This window comes from Streptosporangium sp. CA-135522 (assembly GCF_050949235.1).
GTDB lineage: Bacteria > Actinomycetota > Actinomycetes > Streptosporangiales > Streptosporangiaceae > Streptosporangium.
In genome coordinates this window covers 2,308,288-2,326,628 of record NZ_CP192026.1, presented here as the reverse complement: position 1 = coordinate 2,326,628, position 18,341 = coordinate 2,308,288, and the positions used below count along the sequence as shown (strand labels likewise).

The 18,341-nt window shown below is 69.7% G+C and carries 16 protein-coding genes; 9 read left to right on the top strand and 7 right to left on the bottom strand.

Annotated features, from left to right (window positions below; translation table 11 throughout):
* Positions 1-62: 62 nt before the first annotated feature.
* The 5 genes from ACQPYK_RS11105 to ACQPYK_RS11085 form a co-directional block, all read right to left on the bottom strand.
* A complete protein-coding gene (locus ACQPYK_RS11105; RefSeq protein ID WP_433253826.1) occupies positions 63-2,129 on the bottom strand; it encodes an alpha-galactosidase in 2,067 nt (688 codons plus the stop codon).
* Complete coding sequence (locus ACQPYK_RS11100) at positions 2,129-3,718, bottom strand: glycoside hydrolase family 13 protein (protein WP_433253824.1); 1,590 nt, start codon at positions 3,716-3,718, stop codon at positions 2,129-2,131. The genes ACQPYK_RS11105 and ACQPYK_RS11100 overlap by 1 nt, the downstream gene beginning before the upstream one ends.
* A gap of 296 nt (positions 3,719-4,014) precedes the next feature.
* Complete coding sequence (locus tag ACQPYK_RS11095; RefSeq protein ID WP_433253822.1) at positions 4,015-5,514, bottom strand: glycoside hydrolase family 3 protein; 1,500 nt, start codon at positions 5,512-5,514, stop codon at positions 4,015-4,017.
* A gap of 376 nt (positions 5,515-5,890) precedes the next feature.
* Complete coding sequence (locus tag ACQPYK_RS11090) at positions 5,891-7,012, bottom strand: CapA family protein (protein ID WP_433253820.1); 1,122 nt, start codon at positions 7,010-7,012, stop codon at positions 5,891-5,893.
* Between the two features lie 125 nt (positions 7,013-7,137).
* On the bottom strand, positions 7,138-8,289 hold the full coding sequence (locus tag ACQPYK_RS11085; protein ID WP_433253818.1) for an acetyl-CoA C-acetyltransferase: 1,152 nt from the start codon (positions 8,287-8,289) through the stop codon (positions 7,138-7,140).
* Between the two features lie 121 nt (positions 8,290-8,410).
* On the opposite strand from ACQPYK_RS11085, the gene ACQPYK_RS11080 reads away from it, so the two are divergent.
* The 7 genes from ACQPYK_RS11080 to ACQPYK_RS11050 all read left to right on the top strand — a co-directional run bounded on the left by ACQPYK_RS11080 (position 8,411) and on the right by ACQPYK_RS11050 (position 14,724).
* Entirely contained in the window at positions 8,411-9,100 is a 690-nt protein-coding gene (locus ACQPYK_RS11080; RefSeq protein ID WP_433253816.1) for a TetR/AcrR family transcriptional regulator, read from the top strand.
* Positions 9,101-9,274: 174 nt separating this feature from the next.
* Entirely contained in the window at positions 9,275-9,961 is a 687-nt protein-coding gene (locus ACQPYK_RS11075; RefSeq protein ID WP_433253814.1) for a DNA alkylation repair protein, read from the top strand.
* A gap of 446 nt (positions 9,962-10,407) precedes the next feature.
* Positions 10,408-10,584, top strand: coding sequence for a hypothetical protein (locus ACQPYK_RS11070; protein WP_433253812.1), 177 nt, complete (start codon positions 10,408-10,410; stop codon positions 10,582-10,584).
* Positions 10,581-12,011 (top strand): MFS transporter, encoded by a 1,431-nt coding sequence (locus ACQPYK_RS11065; protein ID WP_433253810.1) that lies wholly within the window; start codon positions 10,581-10,583, stop codon positions 12,009-12,011. Before ACQPYK_RS11070 ends, ACQPYK_RS11065 begins: the two co-directional genes overlap by 4 nt.
* 84 nt (positions 12,012-12,095) lie before the next feature.
* On the top strand, positions 12,096-13,310 hold the full coding sequence (locus ACQPYK_RS11060; RefSeq protein WP_433253808.1) for a cytochrome P450: 1,215 nt from the start codon (positions 12,096-12,098) through the stop codon (positions 13,308-13,310).
* Between the two features lie 20 nt (positions 13,311-13,330).
* Entirely contained in the window at positions 13,331-13,528 is a 198-nt protein-coding gene (locus ACQPYK_RS11055) for a ferredoxin (protein WP_433253806.1), read from the top strand.
* Entirely contained in the window at positions 13,525-14,724 is a 1,200-nt protein-coding gene (locus ACQPYK_RS11050) for an NAD(P)/FAD-dependent oxidoreductase (RefSeq protein WP_433253804.1), read from the top strand. Before ACQPYK_RS11055 ends, ACQPYK_RS11050 begins: the two co-directional genes overlap by 4 nt.
* Positions 14,725-14,893: 169 nt before the next feature.
* On the opposite strand, the gene ACQPYK_RS11045 is transcribed toward ACQPYK_RS11050, so the two are convergent.
* Positions 14,894-15,154 carry a hypothetical protein gene (locus tag ACQPYK_RS11045; RefSeq protein ID WP_433253802.1) on the bottom strand — a complete coding sequence of 87 codons (261 nt, stop codon included), beginning with the start codon at positions 15,152-15,154 and terminating at the stop codon, positions 14,894-14,896.
* Positions 15,155-15,412: 258 nt separating this feature from the next.
* Between ACQPYK_RS11045 and ACQPYK_RS11040 the strand changes: the two genes are divergently transcribed.
* Entirely contained in the window at positions 15,413-15,850 is a 438-nt protein-coding gene (locus tag ACQPYK_RS11040; protein ID WP_433253800.1) for a PaaI family thioesterase, read from the top strand.
* Between the two features lie 253 nt (positions 15,851-16,103).
* The gene (locus ACQPYK_RS11035) at positions 16,104-17,282 is read left to right on the top strand and encodes an MFS transporter (RefSeq protein ID WP_433253798.1); all 1,179 of its coding nucleotides are present in this window, start codon (positions 16,104-16,106) and stop codon (positions 17,280-17,282) included.
* Positions 17,283-17,458: 176 nt separating this feature from the next.
* Here ACQPYK_RS11035 and ACQPYK_RS11030 read toward each other — a convergent pair whose 3' ends face one another.
* Positions 17,459-18,331: a chitosanase gene (locus ACQPYK_RS11030; protein ID WP_433253796.1), complete on the bottom strand. Its 873-nt coding sequence runs from the start codon at positions 18,329-18,331 to the stop codon at positions 17,459-17,461.
* Between the last annotated feature and the right edge of the window lie 10 nt (positions 18,332-18,341).

Sequence of the window (18,341 nt, the reverse complement as noted above, 5' to 3'; positions counted from 1 at the left end):
CCGCGCCGTCGGGCTCACCCGGAGGGTTTCGCCGTCAGGCTCGCCGGAGGTGGTCCTCGCCGTCAGGCGAGGCGCCGGAGGTGGACGAGTTCACTGGTGGTGTCGAAGGTGAGCAGCGGCGGCAACCCGTGGGAGAGCAGAACCGCGCCGTGGTGGACCGCGCCGGTGGCCTCGTCGCGGTAGCGGGCGGCGGGATCCAGCGCGGCGAGCCGGATCGGCGCGCCACCGCGGGGAAGCGAGCTGGGTTGGAAGAGGAAGACCACGGTCTCGCTCGCGTCCGCGGAGACGTACTGCACGGCGGCGGTCCCGGCCTCGGGCGGGCTCAGCCGGTACTGCGCCCCGCCGTGCACGATCGGGCGGATCTTCTTGTACTGCTCGACCAGTCCCGCGGCCCAGGTCATCTCCTCCTCGGTCCACCCGCGCAGATCCCCGCCGATGCCGAGCGCTCCGGCCATCGCGACGTGGAAGCGGTAGCGCAGCGGAGCGCACCGGGCCGTCATCGCGTTCGGGGAGTCGGTCACCCAGGCGCCCATCGCCCGTACCGGGTAGATCTGGCCGAAGCCGTGCTGGATGGCCACCCGCTCGGCGGCGTCGGTGTTGTCCGAGGTCCACAGCTGGTCGACGTGGCGCAGCATGCCGAGGTCGGTACGGCCCCCGCCGCCTGCGCAACCCTCGATGAGCAGGCCCGGATGATCGGCGCGCAACCGGTCGAGAATGCCGTGGACGTTGCGGACGTGGTCGATCCAGAGCCGTTCGGGGTCCGGGTGACCGGGCTGGCCGGCCTCGCTGAAGGACCGGTTCATGTCCCACTTGAGGAAGGCGATGTCGTACTCGGTCAGCAGCCGGTCCAGCCAGGTGTGCGTCCACTCGGCGACGTCGGACCGGGCCAGGTTGAGCACGAGCTGGTTGCGGCTGGTGGTGCGGGTCCGGTCCGTCTGGTGCAGGACCCAGTCCGGGTGGGCCCGGTAAAGGTCGCTGTCGGGGTTGACCGCTTCGGGCTCCACCCACAGACCGAACTTCATGCCCAGCCCGCGCACCTTGGCGATCAGCGGGCCGAGCCCCTCGGGGAACCGGTCCGGGTTGGGCCACCAGTCGCCCAGCCCGGCGGCGTCGCTGGTGCGAGCCCCGAACCAGGCGTCGTCCACGACGAACAGTTCCGCGCCCAGCCGGGCGGCCCGCTCGGCCAGTTCCACCTGCTGGTCCTGTGAGATGTCGAACTCGGTGGCCTCCCAGGAGTTGAAGATCACCGGCCTGACCTCGGCCGGGGCGGGCAGGACGTGCGAGGCGACGTAGGAGTGCCAGGCGCGGCTGGTCCCGCCGAACCCGTCGCGCGCGTACAGGCCCGCGAACACCGGGGTGGTCAGTTCCTCGCCCGCGCCGAGCCGCCAGGTGAGTCCCTCGTGCCCGAATCCGCCGGTCCAGCCGGCCCGGCCCCGTGGATCGCGGTGCAGGGTGATCCGCCAGCTTCCGCTCCAGGCCAGCGCCGCGCTCCAGACCTCGCCGTGTTCCTCCGTCGCCTGCCCGTCGTCGGCCATGAGCCACGGGTTGGCGTGATGGCCGGTGACCCCGTGGCGGCTGGTGAAGACGGTCTCGCCGACCGGGACGCCGAGACGGCGGAGCTGGAACTCCCTGCCCCATTCGCCGACCACGTGGCTGGCCCGGTAGTCCCGCAGGTGCGGGAGCGTCCACTGCGCCGAGTCGAACCGCAGGATCTCGACCGGCTCCACGGCCCGTACGGTGGCCCAGCGCTCGATCACGTCGCAGTCGCCGAACACCCGGTAGTGCAGGGTGAGCCGCAGTTCCCGGCTCCGGTCGGCGAAGTCGATCCGCAGCTCTCCGTCATCGATCCGGTGGCCGAGGTGGCGCCATTCCACCCCGCGGGTTCCGTCGCCGTATCGCACGGTCAGCGACGGGGTCCCGAAGCGCAGGCCGCCCTCGACGGCCAGTTCCTCCCCTCCGGGGTCGTCGTCGCCGGGATGCCGCGCGGAGATCCCGACGGCCTGTTCCAGGGTGAGTGGCGCTCCCCAGTGGACGTGCCGGGGGGCGTCGCCCTCGTCGAGGCGGAGCGCGTACGACGAGGACGGGGTGGTCAGCAGCCAGAGCTTGGCCGCCGGGTCGAAGAAGATCATCAGCATTCCATCCAGACGGCGGTGTCGGCCGGCAGCAGGCCACCGTCCAGCGGCGCGCTGCCCAGCAGCACCTTGCCGGGCGGGAGCTCCACCGGCTCGGCACCGGTGTTGAGCACGAACAGGAATCCGGGGTCCCGGGTGAACGTCACGGTCTGCTCTCCCGCGTCCGTCCAGGCGAGGTCACCGGCGCCGAGCGCCGGGTGGTCGCGGCGCAGCCGGAGCGCGGCCCGGTACAGGCTGAGCGTCGAGGCGGGGTCGGCCGACTGCGCCTCGACGGTGCCGGCGGCCCAGTCCGCGGGCTGCGGCAGCCACGGCTCGCCCGTGCCGAAGCCGTACGGCGCGGACTCTCCGCTCCACGGGAGCGGGACCCGGCAGCCGTCCCGGCCGAAGACGGCTCCGCCGGTCCTGGTGTAGATCGGGTCGTCGCGCCGGTCGGCGGGGATGTCCAGGACCTCGAAGAGCCCGAGCTCCTGGCCCTGGTAGAGGTAGGCGGAGCCGGGCAGTGCGAGCAGCAGCAGCGCCGCCGCCCGGGCCCGCCGCCGGCCGAGCGAGTGGTCGACGTCGACCTCGCCGCGCAGCGCCTCCTCGGTGGGGTTGCGGATCAGTTCCTGGTCGACTCCGAGCCGGGTGGCCAGGCGCGGCGCGTCGTGGTTCTCCAGCACCCAGGGGGCCCGGACGTGGGAGCCGGACGTCAGGGAGCGGGAGAGCTCGACGGAGGCGCGCAGGTCGGCGGCTCGCCACGGGGTTGTCATCAGCGTGAAGTTGAACAGCTGGTGCAACTGGCCGTCCGCGAGGTAGGGCCGCAGGTGCTCGCGTTCCTCGGACCACATCTCCAGCACCGCGACCCGGTCACCGGGATAGGAGTCCAGGATCTCGCGCCAGGTCCGGTAGACCCTGAACAGCTCGGGCCGCCCGCTGTAGGGGGCGGAGGGGTCGTCGGGGAGCATCCCGGGGGGCAGGTCGGGCAGGTTCTCCGCTTTGAACAGCGCGTTGGCCACGTCGATCCGGATCCCGCCGGCGCCCCGGTCCAGCCAGAACCGCAGCGTCTCCTCGAAGAGCGCGGGCACCTCGGGGTGGCGCCAGTCGAAGTCGGGCTGAGCGGAGTCGAACAGGTGCAGGTACCACTGGCCGTCGCGGACCCGCGTCCACGCGGGTCCGCCGAAGAACGACTGCCAGTTGTTCGGCGGGGCGTCCCCGATGCCGTCCCGGAAGATGAACCGGCCGCGTTCGGGCCCGCCCGGGGCGGACTCCAGCGCGGCCTGGAACCACGGGTGGGCGGCGGAACAGTGGTTGGGCACGATGTCGACGAGGATCCGCATGCCGTACGAGGCGGCGTCGGAGACCAGGTCGTCGAAGTCGGAGATCGTGCCGAACCGCGGGTCCACTCCCCGGTGGTCGCTGACGTCATAGCCGCCGTCGGCCATCGGCGACGGATAGAACGGATTCAGCCAGATCGCGTCCACTCCGAGCTCGGCAAGGTACGGCAGGCGTGCTCTGAGTCCGGGGAAGTCTCCCTCACCGTCCCCGTTACCGTCGGCGAAACTTCGCGGATACACCTGGTAGACGACGGCCTCGTCCCACCACGGCATATGACCAGCTCCTCAATATGAGCCACAATCATGTTTATGTGAGCGCTCATAGTAGGGAGGCCGTACGCTCTTGCCAATCCCCCTGACGCGAGCCGAGCGGAGCCGCCCGGACGGCCACGGCCGTCGCCGCAGACTTCCTGGGCCGCTCGCCACGGCCCGGCGAGAGCTACTCCGGAGCGGCGCCCGAGGCTCATGAGCCGAACCCGGAGTACACGGCCGCCCTGACCGGATGCCCGAAGGGCTGACTCCTCCGCCGGTGCCGCGCCCCGGTGTCTCGCCGGGGCGCGGCGGGGGATTCACGAAATGAGGAATTCGGCGGCGGCCTGGCCGCAGACCCGGGCGGAGCCGTGGGTGGCGATGTGGAGGGCGCCGAAGTCGGAGCGGCCGGGCAGGCCCATCTCGATCACGATGGCGTCCGGCCGGGCGGCCAGCAGGTGGTTGAGGGCGTCCGCCTGCCAGGGGTGACGGTGGGCGTCGCGCACGACGGCGACCAGGGGGCGGTCGGCCGCGGCGGCCAGGGCGGATTCGATCGCGCCGCCGGTGGCGGTCGAGGCGTCCAGGCGGGCCACCGTGGTGCCGGGCAGAAGCTTGCCGAGGGGTTCCCCGACGCCCCAGGGGGTGTCCTTCTCGATCGCGAGGTTCGTCTCCGGGGCGAGCTCGACCACGTGGGGCGGGGCGACCAGCGGGAGGACCACCGACGCGGAACGACGGGTGATCCGCAGGGCTCGCCGGGCCGCGGCCAGGCCGATCGGGACGTCGCCGGGGCGGGCGGGCGCGGAACGGCGGACGTGTCCGGTGGACGCGCCCCACAGGGCGAGTTCGCAGACCCGTTCGGCCGCGTCGGCCAGCCGCTCCTCGGCCAGCCGGCCCTCGATCACGGCGTCGGCGATGGCGTCGCGCACCGCGATCGCGGTCTGCTCGTCGGCGTGCTCGCCGCCCACGCAGATCGCGTCGGCGCCTGCGGCGAGGGCCAGCACCGAGGCGCCGCCGATGCCGTGCGGGCCGGAGACGGCGGCCATCTCGATGCCGTCGGTGACGATGACGCCGTCGAAGCCCAGCTCGATCCGGAGCAGGTCGTGCAGCACCCGCCCGCTGAGCGTGGCGGGCATGGCGGCGTCGAAGGCGGGGACCAGCAGGTGACCGGTCATGACCGTGCGAACGCCCTCGGCGACGGCCGCGCGGAAGGGCCGCAGTGCCACCTCCTGGAGCTCCTCGACGGTGGCCGTGACCAGCGGGACGCCATGGTGGGAGTCGACGGAGGTGTCGCCGTGGCCGGGGAAGTGCTTGGCGCAGGCGGCGACGCCGGTGGACTGCAGGCCCCGGATCCAGGCCGCGGTGTGCCGGGAGACCAGGTCCGGGTCGGCGCCGAAGGAACGCAGGCCGATGACCGGGTTGTTCGGGTTGGAATTCACATCCGCCGACGGGGCGAAGTCGAGGTTGACGCCGGCCAGGGCGAGATCGCGGCCCAGATCCCTGGCGATCTCCTCGGTGAGCTCGACGTCGTCGACGACGCCGAGGGCGAAGTTTCCCGGCCGAGTGCTTCCGGCCGCGGCCTCCAGGCGCGTGACCTCCCCCGACTCCTCATCGATGCCGATGAGGACCTGCGGGTTCTCCGCGCGGAGGGCGGCGGTCAGATCGGCGACCTGGGACGGGGTGGCGATGTTCCGGGAGAAGAGCACCACTCCCGTCAGACCGTCGGACAGACGGCGGCGGAGCCAGTCGGGCGGCGCCTTTCCCTCGAATCCCGGGAGAACGACCGTGTCCGCCAGACGAAGCAGCTCTGAGCCGCGCTTCATGCACCCTCCTCGCCTGACGGCCGGCCGGCACCTGATGCCGAGGACACGCAGACACCATGTTGTTCCAGGCTCCCCCGGGAAAGCGCTCCCAGCGGCTTGGCGCAAATCTAATAGGAAACTTTCCTAATTGCTAGAGGGCTGACCATGAGCCTTCGACTCCGGATCCAGCGATCAGAGTGACCATTGGGACTGGAGGTGCCCGGCCGGCGCGGGACTCCCCGGCCGGAAGCGCCGCCGCCACCGTCTCCGACGAACAGCTCGACGTCTCCGCGGATGCCCGCCACCCGGACGGCCCGGACGGCCCGGACGGCCCGGACGGCCCGGACGGCCCGGACGGCCCGGACGAGATCTTCGGGAGAGGTGCGTCCGGTCGCGTTCACCGCGCGTCACGACCGCCGAGGGTGAGCATGCCGTCCGCTTCAAGGTCCACCCGCGACCCGAGATGGCGGCCGATCCGGTTGAGAACCGCCTGAAGCCACTCGGAGTCTTCCCGCGAGGCGCGATGAAGTCGCATCTGCCGGGCCCGCATGGGCGCCATCCGTAAACCGGCCAACTTTCCGGAGTCCGGATCCAGCGACACGAAATACAGCAGTCGCAGGTCGTCCCGGTAGTCCTCGTAGCCGGTGATGCCCTCGTAGTCGTCGATGAAATCACCACAACCGTGCAGGATGAGCCTGCCGCGATAAACCTCGATGGGTCGGGGATGATGCGAGGAATGCCCGTGCACGACGTCGACGCCGCCGTCGAGCAGCGCGCGCGCGAAGCGGATCTGATCTCGGGAGACGCCGTAACCCCAGTTGGAACCCCAGTGGACCGACGCGACCGCGATGTCACCGGGACGCTTCGCCTGGCGCACCCGATCGGCGACCTCTGCCGCGTGGGCGTCCGACGGTTCGGGGACGAAGTCGACGCCGGCCCGATCCCGGGCCGCCGCCCATCCCGGCGGAATGCCGCTGGACGCCGTTCCGAACGAGAAGACCAGGACCCGCCCGCCCCCGCCGACCGCGACGACCGCCGGTCGCCGCGCCTGGCTCGCGTCCCTTCCCGCCCCCGCCGCCCGAAGCCCTGCCCCGGCCAGAACGTCGAGCGTCTCTTCGAGCCCCCGGCGGCCGAAGTCCAGCACGTGGTTGTTCGCCAGCGCACAGACATCAGGCCGGGCCAAGGCCAGGCAGGGAAGGTTGTCCGGATTCATCCGGTAGTGCACGGCCTTCCATGGCGCGAACTCGTCGCTTCTCGTGATGCTCGTCTCCAGGTTCACCACCCGGACATCGGGCGCGGCCTCGTCGAGTGCCTCCAGGGCATCTCCCCAGGGCCAGGAGAAGTCGACCGGACGAGAGATCCGGCCGTTCACCGCCTCCGCCAACTCGACGTAGGCCCGGGCGTCCCGGACGTACCTCTCGTGCAGCGCCGGATCACCGGGTCGCGGGAGGATCTGGTCGACACCGCGACCGAGCATGACGTCGCCGCAAAGGGCCAATGTCACCAGGTCGGCGCGCACGTTTTCATGCTAAGCACGACCCGGCCGCCCCATGCCCTGGCCTTGCACCGCGACGGGGAGAAAGACCGCCGTCTGGCGATACCCACGAGGGCATGCCGGGCCGGATCTCACCGGACGACCGGGCCTCAGAGTCGTTCGATGATCGTCACGTTGGCCTGGCCGCCGCCCTCGCACATCGTCTGCAGGCCGTACCGGCCGCCGGTCCTCTCCAGCTCGTGCAGCAGAGAGGTCATCAGCCGGGCGCCGGTCGCGCCGAGCGGGTGGCCGAGGGCGATGGCGCCGCCGTTGGGGTTGACCCGGGCGGGGTCGGCGCCGGTCTCCTTCATCCAGGCCAGCACCACGGAGGCGAACGCCTCGTTGACCTCGACGGCATCGATGTCGCCGATCGACAGGCCCGTTCTGCGAAACGCGTGCGCGGTGGCGGGGATCGGGGCGGAGAGCATCATGATCGGGTCGTCACCGCGCACGGACATGTGGTGGACGCGGGCGCGCGGCGTCAGGCCGTGGGCGCGGACCGCCCCCTCGGAGGCGACGAGCAGCGCGGCGGCGCCGTCGGAGATCTGGGAGGAGACGGCGGCGGTGAGGCGCCCGCCGTCCACGAGGGTTCTGAGGGCGGCCATCTTCTCCGGCGTGGTGTCGCGGCGGGGGCACTCGTCGGTGGTGACACCCTCATAGGGGGTGATCTCGGCGGCGAACCGGCCCTCGTCGATGGCGCGCAGCGCCCGCAGATGCGACTCGTAGGCGAATTCCTCCATGTCGAGCCGCGATATGTCCCACCTGGCGGCGATCATCTCGGCGCCGCGGAACTGCGAGACCTCCTGCGTGCCGTACCGGGACTGCCAGCCCTTCGATCCCGCGAAGGGGCCGTCGAAGCCGAGCGCCTGCCCGGCGGTCATGGCGTAGGCGATCGGGATCCGGCTCATGTTCTGCACGCCACCCGCCACGACCAGGTCGGAGGTGCCGGACAGGATCGCCTGGGCGGCGAAGTGGACCGCCTGCTGGGAGGAGCCGCACTGGCGGTCGACCGTGACGCCGGGCACCTCCTGCGGCAGGCCGGCGGCCAGCCAGCAGGTGCGGGCGATGTCCCCGGCCTGCGGGCCGACGGTGTCCACGCAACCGAACACGACGTCGTCCACCGCCGAGGGGTCCACGCCGGTGCGCCGGAGGAGTTCGCCGATCGCGTGCGCGCCCAGATCGGCGGGATGGGCGTAGGCCAGACCGCCGTTCCTGCGGCCCACGGGAGTCCGGACGGCGCCGACGATGTATGCCTCAGCCATTGCGTTCCCTTCGGTAGGAGCCTTCCGATAGGGTAGCAAGCGCTTGGTTACATACAAGGGAGGGGATGAGCTGGCGCGTTAATGCGAACAAGCGATTGCGCAAGGGCTCATAATGGGAGATGTGAACACGCGAAAGAACTCCGGCGGCGCGACCACCACTCCGGTCAAGCGCCAGGGCACGGCGAAGCGCGCGGCCTCATCAGGCTCCGCCTCCGAGCGCCGGGACCACCTCGTCAAACTCGCCGCCGAGCTTTTCGCCCGCAAGGGCTTCCAGGCGACCACCGTCCGCGAGATCGCGGAGGAGGCGGGCATCCTGTCCGGGAGCCTGTACCACCACTTCGACTCCAAGGAGACGATCGTCGACGAGGTGTTGACCACCTTCCTCGACGACCTCGTCGGTCGCTACCGCGCCGCCCTGGAGCAGGAGGGCGAACCCCGCGCAATCCTTTCAGAGATGGTGCGCATCGGGTTCAGCACCCTCGAACCGCACCGCGCGGCGATCACCGTCATGCAGAACGACTGGAACTACCTGCGTTCCCTTCCCGGCGACCGCTTCGACTACCTGGTGAAGGCCGAGGACGAAGTCGAGCGCATGTGGGTGGAGCAGATCAAGCTCGGCCAGGCGGCGGGCCAGTTCCGCGCCGACGTGGACCCCAAGCTCACCTATCGCATGATCCGTGACACCATCTGGGTCGCGGTCCGCTGGTTCCGCCCGGGCGGCCGCCTCAACACCACCGGCCTCGCCGAGCACTACATCACGGTCCTGTTCGACGGCCTGGCGACCGGCGAGCGGAGCAGTCACAAGGAGTGACGCCCGCGAGGGGAGCCCGCCGCGCCGAGCACGGCCGGCGAGGGACGAGTCGTCCGCGAAGCGAACGAGGAGTGGTGAGCGAGCGTGGAAGCCGCGAGCGAACCCGACGCAGCGAGCGCAGCGGCCGGCGAGGGACGAGTCGTCCGCGAAGCGAACGAGGAATGGTGAGCGAGCGTGGAAGCACTGCACAAGGCCGTACGGCTCGCACTCAGCGAGGTGGCGGACCCCGGCAAGGCTCCGGTCATGCAGGCTTACATGAAGTCGGACATGCCTTTCCTGGGGGTCCAGTCCACGCCTCGCCGTACCGCGTTGAAGAGGGTCTTCGCCGAGCACGTCTTCGAGACCGCGCCCGAGTGGCGCAGAGCGGTGCTGGCGCTGTGGCGTGACGCCGAGTACCGCGAGGAGCGCTACGCGGCGATCGAGTTGACCGGGCATCGGTCGTACCGGGGGTTCCAGAGCCTCTACGCGCTGCCGATGTACGAGGAGATGATCGTCACCGGCGCCTGGTGGGACTACGTCGACGACCTCGCCGTCCACCGCGTGGGCGGCCTCCTGTCGGCCTTTCCCGACACCATGCGCCCGCTCATGCTGGAATGGGCCCGCGGCGGCGACCTGTGGAAGCGCCGTACGGCCATCCTCTGCCAGAACAGGTTCAGGTCCGCCACCGACACCGGCCTGCTCTACGCCTGCATCGAGCCGAGCCTGTCCGACACCGATTTCTTCGCCCGCAAGGCGATCGGCTGGGCTCTGCGCGAGTATGCCAAGACCAACCCCGGCGAGGTCGTCCGCTATGTCGACCACATGGGCATCAGCGGCCTCAGCCGGCGCGAGGCCCTGAAGAACGTCCCCGCCACCCGTTAGGCCGTCATCTCAGCTGAGCGGAAGCGGTGTAATCCCTGTCACACCGCTCCCACCTGGGGATTCTTCGGTTTTACCTGCTTGTGATCGCATCCCGCGAGATAACGAAACAGCCACTGGTCAGGCCGGCGGCATGATCGATGGGAACGCCGCACTTCACGAACATCTCCTGAAGCCGACGTCGGCCCCGGAACGGCCTCCGTCGTCCTGGCGACGAGAGGCGCTGGAGCCGGCCGCGCTGTTCATGGCGGTCGGTGTCGGCTGAATGCGTCCGCGACTCACGGGGAGATCAGGAACGGCAGGCCGAGCTCGTTGAGCTGGGTGGGGCTCAGTGACCGCCCACACCAGGTTCCACCGCGGCTTGAGGCTTTCTCATCCATCGGCCCAGCCCCGTTGACGGCAGGAGACGGAAAAGTCTCCGGGGACAGTTCAACGACAGCCTTGAAGTCATGAGTGCTGGCGACTACGAACAGCGCGGCGGCGCGAAACCCGCCATCGAGACATTCGGCCTGCGGCTGCGCTGCGGACCGGCCGAGACGCGGAACGGCTTCATGGCCGTGGCCGGCGAGTTCGAATCTGGGGAGGCACAAGGCGGCCGTCAACGAATGGTGGAGGTGAGCGCGTGAGCCTCACTTCTCCCTCCGCCCCGCCCGCGTGGCGGGAGTTGCTGGGCCGGGAGTACCTCGGCGCGGCGATCGTGCTGGCCGGCGGGGTGCTGGTCGGTGCGATCACCATCTATCTGGCGGCGAGTCTGCTGCCGACCGCGGTGGCCGATCTCGGCGGCGGGAGTTTCTACGCCTGGAACATGACGGTCTACCTCGTCGCCATGGTGATCACGACGATGCTGACCAGCCGGTTGCTGTCCCGATGGGGGAATGTCGGCGCCTATCTTCTCGGCTTCGCCATGTTCACGGCGGGCTCGCTGGCCTGTGCGCTGAGCCCGGCGATGGCGATGCTGCTGGTCTCCCGCGGTGTGCAGGGGCTGGGCGCCGGGCTGTTGTCCGGGTTGGGGTTCGCCGTCATCCGTTCGGCGCTGCCGGCCCGGCTGTGGACGCGCGGCGCCGCGCTGATGTCGGCGATGTACGGCGTGGGGAACTTCGCCGGTCCGGCGCTCGGCGGGCTGTTCGCCCAGTTCGGGTCGTGGCGGCTGGCGTTCGGGCTGATGGCGGTGATCGGGGCCGGGTGTGGCGCGATCGTGCCCCGTGTCCTACCGCGCAGCGAACGCGGCGACACGCGGGTGCCGATTCCGGCTGGGTCGCTGCTGCTGGTCACGGCAGCCGCCGGGGCCGTGAGCATGGCGGGGGTCGTGGTCGGCACGCTCGCGAAGGCGGCCGGTATCGGGGTGGCGCTGCTGCTGGTGGCCGGGTTCGTCGTCCATGAGCGGCGCAGCGAGCTTCGGGTCTTTCCGCGTACGACGTACCAGCGGGGTTCGTCGTTGAAGTGGGTCTACCTGACGCTGGGGCTGCTGGCCTTCGGCGTCGCGGTCGAGTCGTTCCTGCCGCTGTTCGGCCAGCGGCTGGCCGGGCTGCCACCCCTCGTGGCGGGGTTCTTCGCCGCGGCCATCTCGTTCGGCTGGTCGGTGACCCAGATCGGCAGCTCGTCGGTGACCGGGGAGCGTGCGGTGCGCCGGCTGCGCGTGCTCGGCCCGGTGCTGCTCGCACTCGGTCTCCTCGTCCAGGGGCTGTTGCAGCGAGAGGACACGCCGATCTGGCTGGTGCTCGTGTGGGTGCCGGTGCTGTTCGTCGCCGGGGCGGGAATCGGCCTGGCTTACCCGCACCTGTCGGTGGCCGCGATGTCCAGCGTCTCCGATCCGGCGGAAGGAGGGCGGGCAGCGGCGGCGATCGCCACCGTGACGAGCCTGTCGATCGCGTTCGGCACGGCGGTGGCCGGGGTCCTGGTCAACCTGGCCGGCGCCTCGATGCTGGAGGCGGCACGGTACGTGCTGTTCGGACTCGCGATCATCTGCGCGATCGGCGCTCTGACCGCGCACACCGCCAACCGCACGAGCCGGACGGACCCGGCCGATCAGGCCCCGCTTCACCAAGGCTCGTGACCGGGTGTCCGGCTCAGGACCTCGATTTCCTGTTCAGCACACGCCCGACATCATCACTGACCGCATTCGATACAAGGAGAGCCCATGGCTGACGCCCTGTCAGAGCCGCAGATGTTTCCGATGGCCCGCGCGAAGGAATGTCCGTTCGATCCGGCACCGGAGCTGGGCCGCCGGATCGAAGAAGCGCCGATTTCGCGCGTGAGACTGTGGGACGGCAGCACCCCGTGGATGGTCACCCGTTACGCGGATGCTCGCGCGGTGCTCGCCGATCCGCGCGTCAGCGTCGACGTCGCACAACCTGGCTTCCCGCACACCAATGCGGTGAGCAAGGCTCGCGACGCGCAGATGAAGACGCTGATGCAGATGGATGCGCCGGAGCACACCGCGCAGCGGCGGCTTATGACGGCAGACTTCATGATCAAAAGAATGGAGGCGCTGCGGCCCAGGATCCAGCAGATTGTTGATGACCTCATCGATGAGATGCTCGCCGGTCCGAATCCGGCCGACCTGGTGGAGGCGATCGCGCTACCGGTTCCCTCGCTGGTGATCTGCGAGCTGCTGGGCGTGCCCTACGCCGACCGCGCCTTCTTCCAGCGGGTGGCGGGCGCGCTGGTCATGGATGAGGGCGATCCCGCCCAGGCCATGGCCGCCAGCGAGGAGCTCAACGTCTACTTGGACGCCTTGGTGGCGGAGAAGAACGCCGAGCCGGGCGACGACGTCCTCAGCAGGCTGGCCGTCGAGCAGTATCGGAGCGGCGCGATGACCCGGCGGGAGATTTCCACGATGGGTCAGCTCCTTCTGGTGGCCGGGCACGACACCACCGCGAACATGATCGCGCTGGGCACGGCCGCGTTGCTGGCGCACCCGGAACAGCTGAGCGCGGTCCGTGACGGCGACCCCGCGCTGGTGGCCAACGCCGTCGAAGAACTTCTGCGCTACCTGTCCATCACCCACACCGAGGCCCGCCGCGTCGCGCGGGAGGATCTCGAGATCGGCGGCCGGCTGATCCGCAAGGGCGAAGGCATCATCGTGGTGAAGAGCATCGCCAACCGGGACCCGTCGGCCTTCCCCGCCCCTGACGCTCTCGATGTCCATCGCAAGGTCCGCCACCACGTCGCCTTCGGTTATGGCGTCCACCAGTGTCTGGGCCAGCCACTGGCCCGAGTGGAACTGCAGGTCGTGTACGGCACCCTCTACCGGCGCATCCCCACCCTGGCCCTGACCACGCCGCTGGAACACCTGACGTTCAAACACAACGCGGTCTTCTACGGCGTCCGCGAACTGCCCGTCACCTGGTAAATCACAGAAGGAGAAAGCGTATGAAAGTCACCATCGATCAGGACGCCTGCACCGGCTCGGGGCAATGCGTCCTCATCGCACCCGAAGTGTTCGACCAGCGCGACGAGGATGGCATCGTCATGCTCCTCCAGGACAGCCCGGAACCCGGGCTGCAGGAGGGCGTCGGTGAGGCCGCCCGCATCTGCCCGGCCCTGGCGATCACACTGACCGCGTCGTGAACCAGCCCGCTCGCATCGTGGTCGTAGGTGCTTCGGCGGCCGGTCTGACCGCCGCCGAAACCCTGCGCCGGAACGGATTCACCGGTTCATTGACCATGGTCGGAGAGGAACCGCGACCGCCCTACGATCGACCGCCGCTGTCCAAGCAGATCCTGCGCGGCAGGTGGGACACCGACCGCGTGGCGCTGCGCCGCCACGACGCCCTCACCGCCCTGGGCGCGGACTGGCTGCTGGGCATCACCGCCCTCGCCCTCGATACCGACGCGCGCGAACTCACCCTCTCCGACGGCAGCGTGCTGGCCTACGACGGGCTGGTGATCGCTACCGGGGTCACCCCGCGGCACCTGCCCGCGGGACACGAACTCGGCGGCGTACATGTGCTGCGCACCCTCGACGACGCCCTCGCCCTGCGGAAAGGGCTGCTCGCCGCCAGCTCGGTGGCCATCGTCGGCGCAGGCTTCCTCGGTTCGGAGGTCGCCGCGGTCGCCCGAGAACTCGGCCTGAACGTCACCTTGATCGATCCGCTTCCCGCGCCGATGATCCGCCAGTTCGGAGACCACGTGGCGCAGCTGTGCGCCGAGCTCCACACGCGGCATGGTGTGCGCATCCGCTCCGGCACCATGGTCACCGGACTGACCGGCCACGATGGCCGGGTGAACGGCGTGAATCTGGACAACGGCGTTCACGTGCCGGCCGACCTGGTGCTCGTGGCCATCGGCGCGACGCCGGCAGTCGGCTGGCTGGCCGATAGCGGACTGAACCTGGGAGACGGCGTGGAATGTGATCAGAGGTGCCAGGCCGCACCCGGCGTCGTCGCCGCCGGCGACCTCGCCTCCTGGCAACACCCTCACCTCGGGCGCATGCGCGTCGAACATCGGATGAACGCCACCGAGCAAGGCACCGCCGCCGCGGAAACGCTTCTGGGGGCACAAGCCTCGTTCGCGCCCGTGCCCTACTTCTGGACCGACCAATACGAGGTGAAAATCCAGGCGTACGGCCTCACCGGTCGCGACGGCGAATTCCACATCATCGCCGATGACCCCACCACCCACCGGTTCGCCGCCCTTTACGGCATCGACGGCCGCGTCACAGGCGCCGTGACCTGGAACCTACCCCGGCAGGCACGCGCCCTTCGCCACCATGTCGCTGAGCGAACCCCCTGGCGGCCGGCGCTCCAGCATGCCGCCACCATATGACAAGGCGACCTCTCGGCTCACGAACCATCTCAATGTCAGAGATTCAAGACCATCGCACAAGGAGGCGTTCACAAACGATCGGAACAACGTGTTGACCGACATCCGCCACAGGCTCACGTCGTAGCAGGCCAAGAGGGAAACCGCAGTCGCCGGCCAGGATTTTCTCGGCTCAATCGGCGTTCCATGCGTCGATCCAGGCCCGGATATCGGCTTCGGGTTCCTTGACGCTGCGGTGCGTGCAGCGGCGCAGCATGCGGGTGGCGTGGTCGCCGCAGATCAGACACACCTCCAACCCGGCCGGGACCGCCGCGTCGATCTTCTTGAGAAACGCCGGCCGCGACACCCCGACCTGCTCGGCCACCTCACCGATCGTCGGGGTATCGGCCTCCTGTGACGGCTGGGCACAGGCCGGCACGATCCGGGCCCGCATCGCCGACGCCTGAGCGGTGCTCCGGCGGCGCGTCCGCCGCTCCGGCTCCGCTCGTTCCTCTTCGCTCGGGATCACCGGCGGCGGCTTCGGGCCTGGTCGACTCATACATCAACCATGAAACGAATTAACGACTCAGGACACCGGACGAGTAGCCCCGATGTGTCGGGCGGGTAGTCCGCGTACCGCTCTTGCCGGGCATGTGGACGCAAGGGATCTTGCTTGCCCAGGGTGTCGGTGGGGACCTGTTCAATGTGTTTCATGGAGATGGATACGCAAAGGCGTGGGTTGTTCTGGGATGTGCTGGAAGGGCGGGTACCGCCGCCGCCTGCTGCGGTGCTTCTGGGATGGGAATTGGTCGGCGTCGATCCGGAGCAGGGGACCATCGAGGTGGCGTTTGAGGCGGGCGATCAGTTTGCGAACCCCGTAGGTGTGATCCAGGGCGGGTTCTTGGCCGCGATGCTCGATGACACCTTGGGTCCGGCGCTGGTCGCGACGTTGCCGGAGAACCACTTCGCGCCGACTCTCGATCTCCATGTTCAGTTCCTCCGTCCCGCCCGCCCCGGACGGCTTCTGGGACGGGGGCGAATCGTGCAGCGCGGCAAGGATGTGTGCTTCCTTGCCGGTGAGCTGATCGGCCCCGACGGCAGGCCCGTGGCCGTGGCGACCGCGACCGCACGAATCCAGATCGTTCGTTAGTGGGTGTTTGATCACGGTAATCCCGTTTGGCCCATGGGTCGCGTCTTGCCTGTCCAGGTGTACTCGGTCATGACGTTGGTGACAGGCGGCTGATCGGTGGAAGCCGTCGAGTGCGCCGTGACGTCGTCCGGCCCTTCCCAGCAGATATACCAGGTCAACGCATATTGCCAGCGTTTGCAATCATATGCGCATGCAACTATTGTCAACGCCTGTATCTGTTGTAGGACGTGTCGTGAGACACCAGGAGGGCTCCATGCCTCTCGCCCTGCTCGCGCTGGCCATCGGCGCCTTCGGCATCGGCACCACCGAGTTCGTGATCGCAGGCTTGCTTCCCAGGGTGGCCACGGACTTCTCCGTCTCCATTCCCACCGCCGGTTACCTGATCTCCGGCTACGCCCTCGCGGTCACCGTCGGAGCACTCCCGATGACCCTTCTGGGCACCCGGATGCGTAGAAAGCACCTGCTCCTCGCCCTGATGGTGGTCTTCATCGTGGGCAACGTGCTCTCCGCGCTCGCGCCGGGCTACGGCGTGATGATGGCCGGCCGCGTCGTCGCCGCGTTCTGCCACGGCGCGTTCTTCGGCGTCGGTTCGGTCGTCGCGGCCGACCTCGTCGCGCCCGACAGGCGAGCCAGCGCGATCGCCTTCATGTTCACCGGCCTCACCCTCGCCAACGTGCTCGGCGTGCCGATGGGGACCTTCCTCGGCCAGAGCTTCGGCTGGCGCTCCACGTTCTGGGCCGTGGCCGCCCTCGGCGTCATCGGCCTGATCGGCATAGCGGCGCTCGTCCCCGACCAGCCGCGCTCCACGACGGCCCGGATCGGCGCCGAACTGGCCGCGCTCCGCAACCCGCAGGTGTGGCTCGCCGTCGCGACGACCGCGCTCGGCTTCGGCGGCGTCTTCGCCTCCTTCACCTACATCACGCCGATGATGACCGAGATCGCCGGCTTCTCCGAGGGCGCCGTCAGCTGGCTGCTGGTGCTGTTCGGTGTCGGCCTGGTGATCGGCAACCTGCTCGGCGGGCGCTTCGCCGACCGCGCCCTGATGCCCAGCCTGTACATCACACTGGCCGGTCTCGCACTGGTCCTGGCGGTCTTCACCCTCACCGCACGGGCGCAGATCCCCGCGATGATCACGCTCTTCCTGCTCGGCGCGTTCGGCTTCGCCACCGTCGCACCCCTGCAGACGCGGATGCTCGACAACGCCAGGAAAGCGCCGACGGTCGCCTCCGCCGTCAACATCGCGGCCTTCAACCTGGGCAACGCCCTCGCCGCCTGGCTCGGCGGGCTGGTCATCGGCTCCGGCCTCGGCTACACCGCACCCAACTGGGTGGGCGCCCTGCTCGTGACCGCCGCCCTCGGCGTCACGGCGATCTCGGCCCTGCTCGACCGCCGTACGGCACCGGCCCGGCGGCCCGAGACGCAGCTCGCCTGACAGCGAGGACGTGGGTGAACGCCTCCCGGTGGGATCCGGCTCACCGTCTGACCAGCCTCGTCTGACCGGCCTCGTCTGACCGGCCGCGGTGTCTTCGAACGGATCCGCCGATCCCGGCCGGGACGAAGCATCCCCGGCGGGCGCGCTCGCGCCCGCCGGGGACGGGCCGGGATCCGCTAGCTGATCGTGTAGGGGTCGCCGTAGACCTTCCAGGACAGCGGGGTGTCCAGGTCGAGGTTGCCCTTGTTGAGGAAGACCCGCTGCGCGGTGTCGACCCGGCTGGTGTCCTCGTGCGCCTCCTCGGCCCTCATCGCGACCTTGCGCGCGTCGAGGAACGCGTGCAGGTATTTGACCTCGTCGCCGCCCTGCGCCGGCGGCTTCGCCTTCTTCAGGGCGTTCTTGCGGATCGAGCTGAAGCTCTCGGAGTCGTCGCCGTCACCGTGCATGACGATCGCGTCGTAGTAGATGAACTGGCCCAGGGCGCGCAGGCCGTCCTGCTTGGCCTGCTGGACCGCCGGGTTGAAGTAGACCCGGTCGCGCTCGTCGTTCTGCGCCTGCTGGAAGACCTTGTCCTTGGCCGCGGTGGCCCAGTCCTTCGGATAGTTCGGGTCGAGGCCCTTGTGGGAGTCGGTGCCGTTGACCTTGCGCAGGGCGGGCAGGTATTTGGCGAGGACGTTGCCGGGCTTGCGCTGGGCGTAGAGCTCGACCAGGTCGAGCATGTCGCCGGTGCCGGAGCAGAATCCGATGATCCCGGCCGTGTAGCCGCGCTCGTCATCGATGTCCTCGATGTACTTGTACTGCGCCTTCCAGTTAAGAGAGGAGTTCTCCGCACTGGATACGATCTGCATGGCGATGTCCTTCTTACGCGGGTCGGTGAGATCGACCGCGGCGGTCACCGACTGCTGCGAGGACGCGGAGGAGGCCGGGGCCTGCTCGGCCGCGTGTCCGGGGGGCGCGAAGGCGACCAGGGCGGGGGCGGCGGCCACGACCGGGACCAGGAGGAGTCGCAGGGCCCGGCGACCGGAGCGCGAATCTGACGAGATGGGCACGTGTCTCTCC

Excerpts from the sequence above, each read along its gene's own strand:
- ACQPYK_RS11095 (WP_433253822.1), bottom strand. The coding sequence starts at position 5,514 with ATGAAGCGCGGCTCAGAGCTGCTTCGTCTGGCGGACACGGTCGTTCTC.
- ACQPYK_RS11105 (WP_433253826.1), bottom strand. The coding sequence starts at position 2,129 with ATGATCTTCTTCGACCCGGCGGCCAAGCTCTGGCTGCTGACCACCCCG.
- ACQPYK_RS11100 (WP_433253824.1), bottom strand. The coding sequence starts at position 3,718 with ATGCCGTGGTGGGACGAGGCCGTCGTCTACCAGGTGTATCCGCGAAGT.
- ACQPYK_RS11040 (WP_433253800.1), top strand. The coding sequence starts at position 15,413 with ATGGAGATGGATACGCAAAGGCGTGGGTTGTTCTGGGATGTGCTGGAA.
- ACQPYK_RS11085 (WP_433253818.1), bottom strand. The coding sequence starts at position 8,289 with ATGGCTGAGGCATACATCGTCGGCGCCGTCCGGACTCCCGTGGGCCGC.
- ACQPYK_RS11055 (WP_433253806.1), top strand. The coding sequence starts at position 13,331 with ATGAAAGTCACCATCGATCAGGACGCCTGCACCGGCTCGGGGCAATGC.
- ACQPYK_RS11045 (WP_433253802.1), bottom strand. The coding sequence starts at position 15,154 with ATGCGGGCCCGGATCGTGCCGGCCTGTGCCCAGCCGTCACAGGAGGCC.
- ACQPYK_RS11060 (WP_433253808.1), top strand. The coding sequence starts at position 12,096 with ATGGCTGACGCCCTGTCAGAGCCGCAGATGTTTCCGATGGCCCGCGCG.
- ACQPYK_RS11035 (WP_433253798.1), top strand. The coding sequence starts at position 16,104 with ATGCCTCTCGCCCTGCTCGCGCTGGCCATCGGCGCCTTCGGCATCGGC.
- ACQPYK_RS11070 (WP_433253812.1), top strand. The coding sequence starts at position 10,408 with ATGAGTGCTGGCGACTACGAACAGCGCGGCGGCGCGAAACCCGCCATC.